A 14,820-nucleotide genomic window follows, 5' to 3' on the forward strand; every position below is an offset into this window, starting at 1 on the left:
GCGGGCTTGCTCGCGAAGGGGTCATTTCAAGCACTACACCAACCGCGGTTGAACCGAATCCGCCAATCGCGTCAGTATCAAGCAGCACGATACCGCTCCGGCATCCAGTACACCCAGTGAGCGCTCGCCCAGGCGGCTGGCGCGGCCGATTTTTGCCACCAGGTCCCTGGTGGAATCCCGCCCCCGCGAAGCAGCACTTTTCATCGCCTCCAACGCCTCACTGAATGACGCCCCCGACCCATTGGCCTGTTCAAACGCTTCCACCGCCGGAATCAAGGTGTCCATCAAACACTTGTCACCCACGCCGGCTTCGGTGATGTCCTGCAACGAGGTCAACCCCCCCCGCAGCAAATGGGCAAAGGTCGCCGCGTCAATCTGTTCGCTGCCGCGCACCTCATCCGCCATGCCGATAAACAGGCTGCCATACAACGGCCCCATGGAGCCGCCGATGCCTTCCATCAGGCTCAGTGTCAACTCATCCAGGGCTTCGGCCAGGGTCAGCTGGCGGCCTTCAATGGTGCGCCCGCAATGGGCAAACCCCTTGGCCATGTTGATGCCGTGGTCGCCATCGCCAATGGCGCCGTCGACTTCGCTCAGGTATTCGCGGTTGGCAACGATCACGCTGACCAGGTCGGCGACGATGGCGCTGCCGTCGTGGGTGGAGAAATGCTGGCTCATGGTTTAGTCCGCCTGGGTCATGCCGATGGAACGGCAGGGTTGGTCGATCAGGGATTTCAGCTCGGCGTCCAGGCCCAGCAAGGTCAGGGTCACGCCCATCATTTCCAGGGAGGTGAAGTAGTTGCCCACGTAGCAGCGGTGAATCTTCAAGCCCCTGGCTTGCAGCTGACGTTCAACCTCGGCGTAGAAAATGTAAAGTTCCATCACCGGCGTCGCACCCAGGCCCGAGACCAGCACCACCACGCTGTCGTCCTGGCTGAAGTCGCGGTCGGCGAGGATCGGTGCGAGCATGCGGGCCGCCATGGCCTCGGCGGATTCGATCGGGATGACTTCAATGCCAGGCTCGCCGTGATGGCCGATGCCCAATTCCATCTGCCCGTCGGGAATCTGGAAGTTCGGCTTGCCCACCGCTGCGATGGTGCAGGGCGTGAGGCCGATGCCGATGGAGCGGCAGTTGTCGACCGCTTTCTGGGCGACACGAATCACCCCGTCCAGGTCGTAATGCTGGGCCGCGGCCGCACCGCCGACCTTCCACATGAAGATCTCGCCTGCCACGCCGCGACGCTTGGCGATGTCGGCCTTGGGCGCCGAGGCCACGTCGTCGTTGGCGACCACGGTGCGGATGCGCATGTCCTTGCTGGCGGCCATCTTCATCGCCAGCTTCACGTTCATGTTGTCGCCGGCATAGTTGCCGTACAGGCACGCCACGCCGGCGCCGTGGTCGGCGGCACGGAAGGCGTCGAAGAAGCTTTTGGCGGTGGGCGAGGAGAAAATTTCGCCGACGGCCACGGCGTCCACCAGGCCCGGGCCGACATAGCCGAGGAAGGCCGGTTCATGGCCGGAGCCGCCGCCGGTCACGATGCCCACCCGGCCCTGTGGTGACGGCTTGGCCTTGCCGATCACCCGGGGATTGGTTTCGTATTGGCGCAGCTCGGGGTGCGCGACCAGAATACCCCGCAGCATGTCCTCGACCACCTGGTCCGGATCGTTTATCACTCGATTCATAACGCGGTTTCCTGTGTTCTTGTTCTTGGTGTGGGAGCCGGGGGCTTTTGTGGGAGCTGGCTTGCCTGCGATTGCATCGGCTCGGTGTCACAGACAGACCGAGGCGTCTGCATCGCAGGCAAGCCAGCTCCCACAAAAAGCCTAAGCCCGGCGCCCGCAGGATTTTGTGTTATTGAGCCAATCAGGGTTCCAGGACGACTTTAAGCGACTTGTCCCCGCGCTCCATCACCGCAAACGCTTCCTTGAAGTCCGCCAGGGCAAACTTGTGGGTCACCACGTCGCGCATGTCGATCTTGCGGTTGCCGATAAAGTCGATGGCGCGCGGGTACATGTAGGGGCCGAGGTGCGAGCCCAGCACGTCCAGTTCCTTGCGGTCACCGATGATTGACCAGTCCACCGTGGCCTCGTCGTTGAACACGCTGAATTCCACGAAGCGCCCCAGCTTGCGCAACATCGCCAGGCCCTGGTTCACCGCCTTGTGGTGCCCGGTGGCTTCGATGTAAATGTCGCAACCGTAGCCGTCGGTGATCTCGCGAATCTTCGCCATCACGTCGACTTCAGCCGGGTTCCACACTTCATCCGCACCCATGCGCAGGGCGAGGGCAGCGCGTTCGGGTTTCATGTCGAGCACGATGAGCTTTTTCGGGTTGCGCATGCGCACCGCACCGATGATCCCCAGGCCCAGGGTGCCGGCGCCGGCCACCACCACGATGTCGTCGAAATCCACATTCGCCCGTTCCGCCGCGTGCAGCGAACAGGCCAGGGGTTCGATCAGGATGGCTTCGTCCGGGGCAATCGAGTCCGGTACTTTGTGGATGATGCCTTCCTTGGTGAAGATCATGTACTGGGCCATGGCGCCCTGGACGTTGTTCTGGAAACCGTACAAGTCGTGTTTCTGGCACATCCAGTACTGGCCGTGGTTGCAGAAGCGGCAGCCCCAGCACGGCACGATCTGTTCGGAAATCACCCGGTCGCCGACCTTCACCCCGCGCTTTTCCGCGCCGGGGCCGAGGGCGACCACGCGGCAGACAAACTCGTGGCCGGGAATCATTGGTGGCTTCACGTAGCGCGGCTGCTCGGCGTCGCCCCAGAACGAGGGCGCGCCGCGGTAGGTCTTGATGTCGCCCATGCAGATGCCGCACAGCTCGACCTTGGTGAGGATCTCGTCGGGGCCGGGCGTCGGCACATCGACGGTCTCCAGGCGATAGTCTTCGGGGCCGTGACAGACCACGGCCTGCATGGTTTTTGGAATGACGGGGGACAGTTGTTCGGCAGTGCGTTCGGTAACGGTAGACATGACGATAAACCTCACGACAAAAGATCAATTACTGGATGCTGTAGCCACCGTCGATCACCACGTTTTCCCCGGTGATCATCTGTGCGGCGTCGCTGAGCAGGTACAACGCCAGCCCGGCGATTTCTTCCGGCTGGGCAAAGCGGCCCGCCGGGATCTGCAATTTGGCCCGTTCCCCCAGCTCGCCGGCCCAGGCCTTTTTGCCGAGGGCGGTTTCGACGATGGTCGGGGAGATGGCGTTGACGTTGATGTGGGGCGCCCATTCCATGGCGAGCACCTTGGTCATGCCGACCACGGCGGCCTTGCTGGCGCAGTAGGCGACGTGACGGTCCAGGCCGATCACCGCCGCTTGGGAGGCGAGGTTGACGATGCGCCCGCTGCCCTGGGCCAGCATGTGCCTGGCGCAGGCCTGGGCCACGAAGAAACTGGCCTTGAGGTTGATGTCGAGAGTGGTGTCCCAGGCGTTTTCACTGACGTCCAGGGCCTTGTCCAGCAGGGCCACGCCGGCGCTGTTGACCAGATAATCCAGGCGTTTGAAGTGATCGAATACGTAATCGACGGTGCTGTGCACCTGGTCGAGTTGGCGCAGGTCCACGGCGATGCCGATGTTCCCGGCGCCGAGGCTGGCGGCGACTTCGACCACGGCCGGGTCGCGGTCCAGCAGGGCCACCCGCGCGCCGCGTTCCACCAACAGGCTGGCACAAGCCAGACCGATCCCGGCGGCCCCGCCGGTGATCACGGCGCAGCGGCCGGTGAGGTCGAAGGCTTGATTCCAGAATCCAGACATGAACATGACTCCATTTTTCAGATCGGTGGAGATCCAATGTGGGAGCGGGCTTGCTCGCGAAAGCGGTGTATCAGGTGGCACATCTGTTGAATGATCCACCGCTTTCGCGAGCAAGCCCGCTCCCACACTTGACCGGGTTTCAAGTCAAAACTTACTTCGTACCGCTCACCTGCTGGTACAGCGCATCCGCATTCGCATTGGTCACCGGCACCCACGGCAGGATGTAGTTCTTGGCGGTGCCGTCACCCCATTTCACGTCCTTGCCATAACGTTCCCAGATCACCGACTGCGGCTTGTAATCCTTGCCGGCCAGCGCCCGCAGCGCCACATCCAGCGCGCCTTGAGACTGGGCCTGGGCGTCCTGGAGGAAGGTGGTCACTTCATCTTTCTTCGCAGCCTGGATCGCATCCGGCATGCCGTCGATGGACGTCACCGGCACATCCTTGGACGTCAGCCCATGGGACTTCAACGCCTGCACCGCACCGAGGGCCATGTCATCGTTTTGCGCGATCACCCCGTTGATGCCCTTGGGGTGTGCGTTCAGCCAGTCTTCGGTCAGGGCCAGGGCCTGGGCGCGGTCCCAGTTGGCGGTTTTCTTCTCGATGATCTTGATGTCCGGGTGCTTGCCCAGTACTTCCATCTCGCCCTTTTCGCGGTCGATCTGCGCCGACTGGCCAATCGGGCCCTGGATGATCACCACGTTGCCGCGGCCCTTGAGTTTGTCGACCATGGCCTGGGCCTGCAGGCGACCGCCTTCCACGTCATCGTTGCCAACATAAGGCACGTTGGCGTCCGCCACCTTGGTGTTGGAGGCGATCACCACCACGTCATTGCTCATGGCGGCCTTCACGGTGCCGACGCCGGCCTTGGTGTCGATCGGCACAAACAGGATCGCGTCGTAGTGCTGGGTCACCATGTTTTCAATCTGGTTGTTCTGGGTCAGTGCGTCATAGTTGCCGTCGAACACGGTCAACTGCACGGTGCCGTCCTTGACTGCGGGGTGTTCCTTCAGCTCGCGCACCCAGTTCTGCATGAACTGGCCCTTGAGCCCGTACACGGCGGCGCCGATCTTGTAGGTCTTGCCATCGGCGGCCAGGGTGACACTGCTGGCGAGCAGGGAGAGTGCCGCGACGGCGGCCAAAGTCGTACCAGGTTTCATGAGAGAACTCCGTTATTGTTGTAGTGGTAGTTTTCAGAACTAGCGTTTCTTCTTGCGCCACACGTCAATCAGCACTGCGAACACGATGATCAGGCCCTTGGCGACCTGCTGGTAATAGGAGGACACGCCGAGCAGGTTCAGGCCGTTGTTGATCACGCCGATCAGCAATGCGCCAAACAGCGTGCCGACAATCGTGCCGGTACCGCCCGACAGGCTGGTGCCGCCGATTACCACGGCGGCAATCGCATCCAGCTCATACGAGGTGCCGGCCTGGGGCAGGGCAGAGGTGGTGCGCGCCGACAGCACCACACCGGCCAGCCCGGCGAGCAAGCCCGAGACCACGTACACCGAAAACATCACCTTGCGCACGCCGATCCCGGAGGTGCGCGCGCTCTTCTCGTTGCCGCCCACCGCGTACACATAGCGGCCGTAGGTGGTGTAGCGCAGCACCATCCAGAAGATCAGCGCGACCACGGCGAAGATCACGATCGGCACTCCGATCGGGCCGATCTTGCCGATGCCCAGCGCCAGGTACGCGTCGGGCAGGTCGGTGATCGGGCTGCCGTCGTTCAAGATGAAGGTCATGCCCCGGGCAATACTCAGCATGCCCAAGGTCGCGACAAAGGGCGGGATCGACAGGTTGGCCACCATAAAGCCGTTCACCACCCCGAGCATCGCCCCGGCGAACATCCCGGCGCTGACTGCCGCGAGCACGCCATAGCCCTGGGTCGCGACCATGGCGCTGCACAGCCCGGCAAAGGCCAGGATCGAGCCCACCGACAGGTCGATGCCCTTGGTCAGGATCACGTAGGTCATGCCCACGGCGAGGATCCCGTTGATCGAGGTCTGGCGCAGGATGTCCATCCAGTTGCGCCAGGTCATGAAGTATTCGCTGGCGAAGGCCATCACCAGGCACAGGAGGATGAACACCAGCGGCAGGCCGAAGCGGTCGAGGGACAGGCGCAGGCGACTGCGGGGTGCGGTCGTGACGGGGGCGGCTGCAGGTGTAGAAAGTGATTTGGCATTCATGAGGCAAGACTCAACAAGGCTTCCTGGGAAAGGGCGGTATCGCTGCTGATGGTCACCAGCCTTCCGCCTTTGAACACGGCAATACGGTCACTCAGGTGCAGCAATTCCGGGGCTTCGGACGACACCACAATCGCCGCGCCGCCGGCGCGCACGAACTGGTCCAGCAGGTGATAGATCTCCTGCTTGGCGCCTTCGTCGATGCCTCGGGTCGGCTCGTCGCACAGCAGGCAGATCGGCTGGGTCGACAGGCATTTGGCGAGCACCACTTTTTGCTGGTTACCGCCGCTCATGGATTCCACCGGCAGGTCCAGGGAAGTGGTCTTGATCTGCAGGCGCTTGACCATGTCCCGGGCCAGTTGGTTTTCCTTGCGGGCATTGATCAGCGACCAGCTCGACAGCTGTTTGTACGCCGACAATGCGATGTTCGAGAGGATGCTGCCGCTGAGCACCAGGCCGCTGTCCTTGCGGTCTTCGGTGACCAGTGACATGCCGGCCTGGATCGTTGCCTTGGGCAGGCCGATGGGCATCGGTTTGCCTTGCAGGGTCACGCTGCCGGAGTCCGGCGTGGTGAGGCCGTAGATGCAGTTGAGGAATTCGCTGCGGCCCGAGCCCATCAGCCCGTAGATGCCGAGAATCTCGCCCTGGCGCAGTTGCAGGCTGATGTCCTGGAATTCGCCGGCGCGGCTCAGGCTGTCGACGTCCAGGCAGCATTCGGCGGCGCATTCGCGGCCGACCTTGTGGTCGATGCGGGTCAGTTCCTGGCCCACGATGCCGCGCACCAGGTGGGCGCGGTCGATATCGGCCATGCGCCCGGTCTCAACGAAGGCGCCGTCGCGAAAGATGCTGTAGTCGTCGGCAATCTGCGCCAGTTCACTGAGGCGGTGCGACACATAGATGATGCCGGCACCACGGGCGGTGAGGCGGCGGATGGCCTTGAACAGGGTTTCGGCCTCGCGCTCGCCGATGGCCGAGGTGGGCTCGTCCATGATCATCACCTGGCAGTCGTGGCTGAATGCCTTGGCGATCTCCACCAGCTGGATCTGCGCCACGCTCAGGCGATGCATGGGGCTGGTGGCGTCGACGTCGAACTCCAGGCCTTCCAGCAGTTCGCGAGTGCGCCGGTTGAGCTCCTTGCTGTCGACGATGCAGCCGCCGCGGCGCGGTTCGCGGCCCAGCCAGATGTTTTCGGCGACGGTCATGTAGGGAATGGGTTCCAGCTCCTGGGTGATCATCGCGATCCCCGCCGCGAGTGCTTCGCTGGGGCGGTTGAACTGAACGGGGGAGCCGTTGAGCAGGATGGTCCCGGCGTCACGCTGGGTGATGCCCATCAGGATGCTCAGGAAAGTCGATTTGCCTGCGCCATTGCCGCCGCACAGGGCGTGGACGCTGCCGGCCCGCAGAGAGAGGCGCCCCTCACGCAGGGCAGGAATCCCGGCGTAAGCCTTGGCGACGTGTTCAGCCTGGAGCAGTAATGGCGTGGCCATCGGCGTGTCCTCGTGCTGTGAATTCTTATTAGGTCGCACAGTCATGTTTCGCTGTGAGCATATGTGTATCAAATGAAATTCTGATCAGTCAATCTCTTTCACTGAAAAGTTGTAAATGGATGGATTTGCGCAAAGTACGCCGGTTTAGAGGGCTTTGACTGGAAGGTCAGCTAAATCCTGCTTGACAGGGCGACTGGAATATCCGAGAAATGACTGAGCTAAATTTCACAGAGTGATCATATGATCACTCTCCAGCACCCAAAACGGCAGCGGAGCCAAACGCCATGAACACACCTTTCCCGGTGGCTATCGGATGCGATGAAGCGGGTTATGAGCTCAAAGAACTGTTGAAGCGCCATATCGAGGCGCTGGGTTACCCGGTGACGGACTTCGGCACCCATTCCACGGCGCCGGTGCTGTACCCGGACATTGCCCTGGCGGTGGCCACGGCGATCAATGCCGGCGAGCAACGCTTGGGCGTGCTGGTGTGCGGCACTGGCATCGGCATGGCCATCTCGGCCAACAAAGTCCTGGGGATTCGTGCGGCCCAGGCCCATGACACTTATTCGGCGGAGCGGGCACGCAAGAGCAACGATGCGCAGATCCTGTCCATCGGTGCACGGGTGATCGGCGCGGAACTGGCCAAGAGCGTCGTCAAGTCGTTCCTGGAGTCGGAGTTCGAAGCCGCGCGTTCCGGGGCCAAGGTCGACCGCATCAACGCGATCGAGCGTGACGGGCATCAGTAGTGGACGGAACGGGGCAAGAGTCGGGAGAATGCGCCTTTGACACCGAAACGGAAGCCCGTGCCCATGAGTGACAGTACCCAGCGCATCGCCAGCGACATCGACCTGATGACCGAAGTGGCGATGCTCTATTACCTTGAGAACGTCACTCAGGAAGCCATCGCCAAGCGCTTCGACCTGTCCCGGGCAAAAGTCAGCCGCCTGCTCAAACGCGCACGGGATGAAGGGATTGTCGAGGTGCGGGTGTTGCAGCACCCGGCGATGAACAACGAGCTGGAACAGGCGCTGGTGGAGCGCTTCCAGCTGGACCGCGCCTTGATTGCGGTGGACCACAGCGACCCGGACACCCAGCGCTCGGCGGTGGCGAGCCTGGTGGCCAACTACCTGAACAAAACCCTCAGCGACGGGATGATCGTCGCGGTTGGCATGGGGCGTAATGTCGGTGCGGTGGCCGATAACGTATTTTTGCCGGTGACCCGCAACTGCACGTTTGTGTGCGCCATTGGCGGTTCGCTCAAGGCGGGTGAATACATGAACCCCGACCATATTTGCCGGCGCCTGGCCCTGCGGTTTGGTGGCGAGAGTGAAAGCCTGTACGCCCCGGCGCTGGTGGCCAACCCGGAACTGCGTGGGGTGTTGATCAGCAACGATACGGTGCGTTCCACGCTTGACCGTGCCCGCCGTGCGGACATGGCGTTGATCGGCATCGGTGACATGAGTGAAAACAGCAACATGGTGCGCATGGGGTGGTTTTCGCCCCAGGAAATCGCCCAGGCGCGGTTGTCCGGCACGGTGGGGGACATGATGGGTTATGACTTCATCGACATTCATGGCCAGCCGGCGGTCAACGCGATTCAGGGGCGGGTGATCGGGTTGACGGTGCAGGAGCTGTTTCGGATTCCGGATGTGGTGGCGATTGCCAGTGAAAACACCAAGGCGGCGGCAACGCTGGGGGCGTTGCGCTCGGGAGTGATCAATACCCTGGCGACCACGGTGACCAATGCTCATACCATCCTTGCGCTGGATGACGCGACGCGTAAAAGCTGACACCGCCGATAGTCCAGGCCCTGAACATCACCTGTGGGAGCTGTCGAGCCTTGGCGAGGCTGCGATGGCATCACCGCGGTATGACTGGAGTACCGAGTTGTCTGCATCGCGGACAAGCCCGGCTCCCACAGTTGACTGCCTCAGGGTTTCCACACCTGCACATCCTGCGCATCCACCGCCTTGGGCAACAACCCCGCCTTGAAGAACGCATCCGCAATTTTCTGCTGTTCCCCCAACTGATCCAGCGTCACCGGTTGCACCTCATAGCTGCGATGAGCATTGGCGGCCTCGACAGTCTCCACATCCAGGTTGCCCCACAATGGCCCCAGCACTTTCGCGGCATCACGCGGGTGGCTCTTCACCCACTCGCCAGCCTGGTGCAACTGCTCGTACACCAGCTTCAACACTTCGGGATGCGCCTTGGCGTAGGGCGTACCCGTCAGGTAATAGCGCTTGTAACTGGCCAGCCCGGTACCGTCCGCAAGGGTGCGGGTGGGCAGTTGGCGCTGCACGCTGGTGAGGAACGGTTCCCACGTGACCCAGGCATCAACCTTGTTGTTTTCAAACGCAGCGCGGCCATCGGCGGGCGTCAGGTACGCCGGCTCGATATCGGAGAAGGCCAGCCCCGCCTTGTTCAAGGCAGCGATCAATAAATAGTGAGTGCCGGCGGCCTTGGTCACGGCGATTTTCTTGCCTTTCAAATCCGCCAGTTGCTGGATCGGCGAGTCCTTGCGCACCACGATCGCCTGGGCTTGGGGCGAGGGCGCTTCCTGGGCGAAGTAGGTGAGCTTGGCCTGGGCGGCCTGGGCGAAGATCGGCACGGTGTCGGCCACGTCGGCGCTGATATCCACGTTACCGACGTTGAGTGCTTCCAGCAGCGGCAGGCCACTGGGGAACTCGTGCCAGGTGACGTCGATGCCGTCGGCCTTGAGGGCTTTTTCCAGGGTGCCCTGGGTTTTCAGCAAGGTGATCAGGGTCGAGGATTTCTGGTAGCCGATGCGTACGGTTTCCTGGGCTTGTGTGCTCAGGGTGGTGCAGAGGCCCAGTGTGGCAAGGCCTGCGATGAAAAGGCGATGGAGCGAAAACTGGGGCATGGCGTGCTCGACTCTTAATGGATTAAGGTGAGCTTATTGTTCTAAAAAACATTCGATAAATAATTTTTCGATCTTAGCTTAGGCCTTTATCGGGTGCGCCGTTCGCGGCCTTTCAGCGTCAGGATGAAGGAGGGCGGTATGCAGTTGTATGTTGTTCGTCACGGCGAAACTCAAGCCAATGCCGAGGGGCGTTACCAGGGCTCGCTGGACATTGATCTCAACGAACGGGGCGTGCTGCAGGCGCGGGAGTTGCGGGAAAAATTGCCGGCGCAGATCGACGCCGTCATCGTCTCGCCGCTGCGCAGGGCTCAGCAAACGGCGGCCATTGTGTTTGCGGATGATGGGCTGCAACTGCCTACGCTGGATGCGTTTCGTGAGCGCGGCGTGGGGGTGTTTGAGGGACTGACCCAGGCGGAGGCGGCGCAGCGTTATCCCGACCTTTGGGCGCAGAATATTACCCGGCAATGGGAGCGGGCACCCACGGACGGTGAGTCAATCTCGCAGTTCGTCGAGCGCATCCGGGGCGGATTGAATCAGTTGCTGGTGAACCATGGGCAACAGGTGGTGGTGCTGGTTGCCCATGGGGTTGTCGCCAAGGCGATTCGCGCATTGGTTCGCGATGATTTCTCAGACTTCTTCGCCTGGCAGTTGCGCAATGGCGAAGTGCTGAGCCTCAACATCGACGCAGAGCCCAATGTGGCGAGGGAGCTTGCTCCCGTTGGGGTGCGAAGCGCCCCCTGGTAGGCCGCTGCGGTCTTTCAGGATGGGCCGGTCAATGCTTTTGGGGTTGCTGCGCAACCCAGCGGGAGCAAGCTCCCTCGCCACAGTGTGGGTGTGAGTCATGTCTACAGGGGAACGCTCAACGCCTGCGCAAACGCCTGGGGCGTAGGGCTTTCCGGCCAGGTCGGAACACCCTCCGCCAGCGTTACCCACGGCTGCTTGTGCCGCAGCCAGATATGCGCCACCGGCTGCACGGACGGGCTCTCATCCAGTGTCCCGACCCGCAGCACAACCAACCCCGGCGCTGCCGTCGTGGTGTTGCAGATCCGCGTATGGCACACCCCGCACAACCGATGTTCCGAGCGCTGCCCATCAACGTCATAGGTATATTCCGTCAGCGAACCTTCAACCCGCAGCGCATCCGCCGGCAACAGCGCATGCAGGGCAAACGCGCTGCCGCTCCAGGTCTGGCAGTGGCGGCAATGGCAGGCATACACCGCCAGCGGCGCGTCGGTATCGAGGGTGTAGGTCACGCGGGTGCAGCGACATTGGCCCGTGAGTGTCATCAAAAACGATCCTGTGCAAAGTGAGGGCGAAAGCCCCATCGGTTATGCTCGCCAGCATGCCGCAGCCCCCGAACAAAGAACATCCGCCAAAACTGCCCAGCGGCTCACAGGAAATGTATGAACGCCCCGCAACTCCAATGGGAAACCCAGCGCGCCTTCCTCGCCGTGTTGCGCACCGGCAGCCTGTCGGGCGCGGCCCGTTTGCTGGGGATCGCCCAGGCCACCGCGCGGCGAAGGATCGAGGCCCTGGAGCAGAGCGTCGGGGTCAGCCTGTTTATCCGCACACCCGCCGGGCTGTTGCCCACCGACACGGCCAAGGACCTGATCAGCCACGTTGAAGCGATGGCCGTTGCCGCCAACGCCTTCAGCCGCGCAGCCTCGGCCGACACGGCCCTCGCCGGCGGCACGGTGCGGCTCACCAGCGGCAAGCTGCTGGGCGTTGAAGTGCTGCCGCCCATGTTGCGCAGCCTGCGCCGTGATCATCCGCAATTGGCCATCGAACTGAGCGTATCCAATCGGCTCCAGGCACTTGCCCGGCAAGAGGCCGACGTCGCCGTACGCATCCGTCGCCCGGTCGAATCCACGGTGGTCGCGCGCAAGGTCGGCGACCTTCACGTAGGGTTGTACGCCGCACCCGAACTGTTGGCAGAGCAGGGCACGCCGGACACCGTTGCGCAATTGCACGGCTACCCGCTGATCGGGCCGGACCGCAACTTGCTGGAGATCGAATTCCTGGGTGAGCGCGGTTTCGACTGTTCGGCGCCCAGTACGGTGATTCGCACCGACGATCACCTCGCGCAGTTGGCCGCTCTGCGTGCGGGGCTTGGGATCGGCGTGTGTTCAGCCCAGGTGGCACAACGTCACGGGCTGGTGCGGGTGTTGCCCGCGCAGGTGGATTTCAAGGTTGACGTGTGGATCGCCATGCATCAGGACATGCGCAAGGTCCCGCGCATCGCCGTGGTGTTCGATGGCTTGGGCGCGGCCCTGACGGACTTCTTTCAGCCGCGATAACGCAACGCGTCAACCAACAATGCAAATGCGGGCCAGCCCGTGCGGGCCATTCGCCCCGGCGACACGGTATGGATTGCACCCGGTGTCAAGCATTGGCATGGCGCGACGGCGAACACCGCCATGACCCATATCGCGATCAACGAAATGCTCGACGGCAAGGTGGTGGACTGGATGGAGCAGGTCAGCGACGAACAGTACGCCGCGCAGTAATCGGTTTCACCGCCGCAACTGCGGCTCGCCTTCAATGCAGCTCACCAGAAACTCCATCACCACCTTCACCGAAGGCGAGCGGCGCATATCCGGATACACCGTCAGCCAGATATCGCGAACCGGGCCTTCGGTGTTCGTTGCCAACCGCACCAATGCCGCGTCGTGATCGCCCACCAGCGTGGGCAACACCACTGCACCCACCTGGGCCCGGGCGGCCATTTGCTGGGTGATCAGGTCGCTGGCGGCGAAGGCAATCGTGCGGTTGCCGCGTACCTGATGCATCCACGCCTGTTGGGGCAGGTGGTCGCGGGTGGCGTCATAGGCAATGAATGTCCACTGTTCAGCGGGTAACTGCTTGAGCTCGGGCGTGGCATAGAGCCCGAAACGCACGGCGCCGACCTTTCTGCGTACCAGCGCTTCCTCATCGGGACGCACCGTGCGCAGGGCAATGTCGGCTTCGCCTTTGTCGAGGGCGGCCAGCGTCGTCGAGGACATCAACACGATATTCAGCTTGGGATACTGCGCCCTGAACCGTGCGACATGGGGCGCGATGCAGTGGATGGCAATCGACGGCGGGCAACTGACCCGCACGGTGCCGGCCACTTCGATCGAGGCCACGCGGGACAGGCGCATCACTTCTGTGGCCATCTCGCCCATGCCGGCCGCCAGCTTCGCCAGTGCCAGGCCTTCCTCGGTGAGCGGCCGGCTGCGGGGCAGGCGATCCACCAGTTTGACGCCGAGGGCTTTTTCCAGGGCATCGACGCGCCGGCCAACAGTGGCGTGTTCCACCTGCAGTTCGCGGGCGGCAGCCGACAGTGATTGGGTGCGCGCCAGCACGGTGAAGAAATACAGATCCTGCCAGTCGAACATCGGGTTATTTTCGCACGGAGGGTGGGAGGTATTGGGGAATTCTCGTACAGAGTAGCGCCTTTTACCATGGCGCATTCCCACTGCAAACGGAGTTGTCTCGCGATGAAAGCCCTCACCCTTGAAACCTACGGCGGCCCGGAAGTTGTTCAACTGCGCCTTGATGTGCCCAAACCCCAAGTGACCGCCGGCCATGTACTGGTCAAGGTGGCCTGTGCCGGGATCAATTTCATGGATGTTCACACCCGCCAGGGCAAGTACGCCAAGTCGGTGACCTACCCGGTACGGCTGCCGTGCACTCTGGGTATGGAAGGGGCCGGTGTGGTGGTGGCGGTAGGCGAGGGCGTGAGCCATCTGGCGCCGGGTGATCGAGTGGCCTGGTGCATTTCATGGGGCGCGTTCGCCGAATACGCCAGCGTACCCGCCGCGCGAGTGGCGCAGATTCCCAATGCGATCGGCTTCGATCAGGCGGCTGCGGCGATGTTCCAGGGCTGCACGGCTCACTACCTGATTGAAGACGTCGCGCGGTTGCAGGCGGGCAACAGCTGCCTGATCCATGCCGCGTCCGGCAGCATCGGCCAGTTGCTGGTGCAAATGGCCCGGCGACTCGGTGCCACGGTATTCACCACCGGCAGCAGCACTGAAAAATGTGCGATTGCCCTTCAGCGCGGTGCTGATCACGCCTGGCCATACGACGGGTTTGCCGAGCGAGTCTTGCAGGTAACGCAGGGGCGGGGTGTGGACGTGGTGTTCGATTCGGTGGGCAAGGCCACCTTGCGTGAAAGCTTCAAGGCCTGTCGTACGCGGGGGCTGATCGTCAATTACGGCAACGTCTCCGGTTCGATCACTGACCTCGATCCGATGGAGTTGGGGGAGGCCGGTTCACTGTTCCTGACTCGCCCACGGCTCAACGACCACATGGCTGACGGGCCTACGGTGCAGAGGCGTGCCAATGCGGTGTTCGCGGCGATACTTGAAGGTTCGCTGACGGTGGATATCGAAGGGCATTACGCCCTGGAAGAGGTGCAGCAGGTGCACGCGAGGATTGAGGCACGGCAGCAGATTGGCAAGGCGGTGGTGTGGCTGGACCGTGAACTTCACTAATGGCGAGGGAGCTTGCGTGGCG

The 14,820-nt window shown here is 62.6% G+C and carries 15 protein-coding genes and 1 pseudogene; 6 read left to right on the forward strand and 10 right to left on the reverse strand.

Annotation, left to right across the window (positions count from 1 at the left end; genetic code table 11):
- Positions 1 to 33: 33 nt before the first annotated feature.
- From dhaL to HX807_RS10530, 7 genes are all read right to left on the reverse strand, one after another.
- Positions 34 to 678, reverse strand: a complete 645-nt coding sequence (gene dhaL / locus HX807_RS10500; RefSeq protein WP_177049910.1) for a dihydroxyacetone kinase subunit DhaL — start codon at positions 676 to 678, stop codon at positions 34 to 36.
- A gap of 3 nt (positions 679 to 681) precedes the next feature.
- Positions 682 to 1,683, reverse strand: a complete 1,002-nt coding sequence (locus HX807_RS10505; protein ID WP_003215684.1) for a dihydroxyacetone kinase subunit DhaK — start codon at positions 1,681 to 1,683, stop codon at positions 682 to 684.
- A gap of 181 nt (positions 1,684 to 1,864) precedes the next feature.
- On the reverse strand, positions 1,865 to 2,980 hold the full coding sequence (locus tag HX807_RS10510) for an erythritol/L-threitol dehydrogenase (RefSeq protein ID WP_008434653.1): 1,116 nt from the start codon (positions 2,978 to 2,980) through the stop codon (positions 1,865 to 1,867).
- 28 nt (positions 2,981 to 3,008) lie between these two features.
- Entirely contained in the window at positions 3,009 to 3,764 is a 756-nt protein-coding gene (locus tag HX807_RS10515) for an SDR family oxidoreductase (protein ID WP_008434650.1), read from the reverse strand.
- Positions 3,765 to 3,915: 151 nt separating this feature from the next.
- A complete protein-coding gene (locus HX807_RS10520) occupies positions 3,916 to 4,923 on the reverse strand; it encodes a substrate-binding domain-containing protein (RefSeq protein ID WP_003215690.1) in 1,008 nt (335 codons plus the stop codon).
- Between the two features lie 39 nt (positions 4,924 to 4,962).
- Positions 4,963 to 5,952, reverse strand: coding sequence for an ABC transporter permease (locus HX807_RS10525; RefSeq protein ID WP_003215711.1), 990 nt, complete (start codon positions 5,950 to 5,952; stop codon positions 4,963 to 4,965).
- Positions 5,949 to 7,436 (reverse strand): sugar ABC transporter ATP-binding protein, encoded by a 1,488-nt coding sequence (locus tag HX807_RS10530; RefSeq protein WP_177049912.1) that lies wholly within the window; start codon positions 7,434 to 7,436, stop codon positions 5,949 to 5,951. Before HX807_RS10530 ends, HX807_RS10525 begins: the two co-directional genes overlap by 4 nt.
- Before the next feature lie 284 nt (positions 7,437 to 7,720).
- Here HX807_RS10530 and rpiB point away from each other — a divergent pair, with 284 nt between their 5' ends.
- Positions 7,721 to 8,182: a ribose 5-phosphate isomerase B gene (gene rpiB, locus HX807_RS10535; RefSeq protein ID WP_102368794.1), complete on the forward strand. Its 462-nt coding sequence runs from the start codon at positions 7,721 to 7,723 to the stop codon at positions 8,180 to 8,182.
- Positions 8,183 to 8,245: 63 nt separating this feature from the next.
- Complete coding sequence (locus HX807_RS10540) at positions 8,246 to 9,226, forward strand: sugar-binding transcriptional regulator (protein WP_003215718.1); 981 nt, start codon at positions 8,246 to 8,248, stop codon at positions 9,224 to 9,226.
- A 140-nt stretch (positions 9,227 to 9,366) separates the two neighbouring features.
- On the opposite strand, the gene HX807_RS10545 is transcribed toward HX807_RS10540, so the two are convergent.
- Entirely contained in the window at positions 9,367 to 10,320 is a 954-nt protein-coding gene (locus HX807_RS10545; protein WP_087694866.1) for an aliphatic sulfonate ABC transporter substrate-binding protein, read from the reverse strand.
- Between the two features lie 138 nt (positions 10,321 to 10,458).
- On the opposite strand from HX807_RS10545, the gene HX807_RS10550 reads away from it, so the two are divergent.
- Entirely contained in the window at positions 10,459 to 11,064 is a 606-nt protein-coding gene (locus HX807_RS10550) for a histidine phosphatase family protein (protein ID WP_003215723.1), read from the forward strand.
- 101 nt (positions 11,065 to 11,165) lie between these two features.
- On the opposite strand, the gene HX807_RS10555 is transcribed toward HX807_RS10550, so the two are convergent.
- Complete coding sequence (locus HX807_RS10555) at positions 11,166 to 11,606, reverse strand: GFA family protein (protein WP_003215724.1); 441 nt, start codon at positions 11,604 to 11,606, stop codon at positions 11,166 to 11,168.
- Positions 11,607 to 11,723: 117 nt separating this feature from the next.
- Here HX807_RS10555 and HX807_RS10560 point away from each other — a divergent pair, with 117 nt between their 5' ends.
- Positions 11,724 to 12,617, forward strand: coding sequence for a LysR family transcriptional regulator (locus tag HX807_RS10560; RefSeq protein WP_177049914.1), 894 nt, complete (start codon positions 11,724 to 11,726; stop codon positions 12,615 to 12,617).
- Positions 12,618 to 12,647: 30 nt separating this feature from the next.
- A pseudogene (locus HX807_RS10565) lies at positions 12,648 to 12,827 on the forward strand (cupin domain-containing protein); the annotation flags it as partial.
- Between the two features lie 6 nt (positions 12,828 to 12,833).
- On the opposite strand, the gene HX807_RS10570 reads toward HX807_RS10565, so the two are convergent.
- Positions 12,834 to 13,697 carry a LysR family transcriptional regulator gene (locus tag HX807_RS10570; RefSeq protein ID WP_177008642.1) on the reverse strand — a complete coding sequence of 288 codons (864 nt, stop codon included), beginning with the start codon at positions 13,695 to 13,697 and terminating at the stop codon, positions 12,834 to 12,836.
- Between the two features lie 102 nt (positions 13,698 to 13,799).
- Here HX807_RS10570 and HX807_RS10575 point away from each other — a divergent pair, with 102 nt between their 5' ends.
- Positions 13,800 to 14,798, forward strand: a complete 999-nt coding sequence (locus HX807_RS10575) for a quinone oxidoreductase (RefSeq protein ID WP_177028410.1) — start codon at positions 13,800 to 13,802, stop codon at positions 14,796 to 14,798.
- The last annotated feature ends 22 nt before the right edge of the window (positions 14,799 to 14,820 follow it).

Origin of the sequence: Pseudomonas sp. D8002, from assembly GCF_013385695.1 — a bacterium.
Taxonomy (GTDB): domain Bacteria; phylum Pseudomonadota; class Gammaproteobacteria; order Pseudomonadales; family Pseudomonadaceae; genus Aquipseudomonas.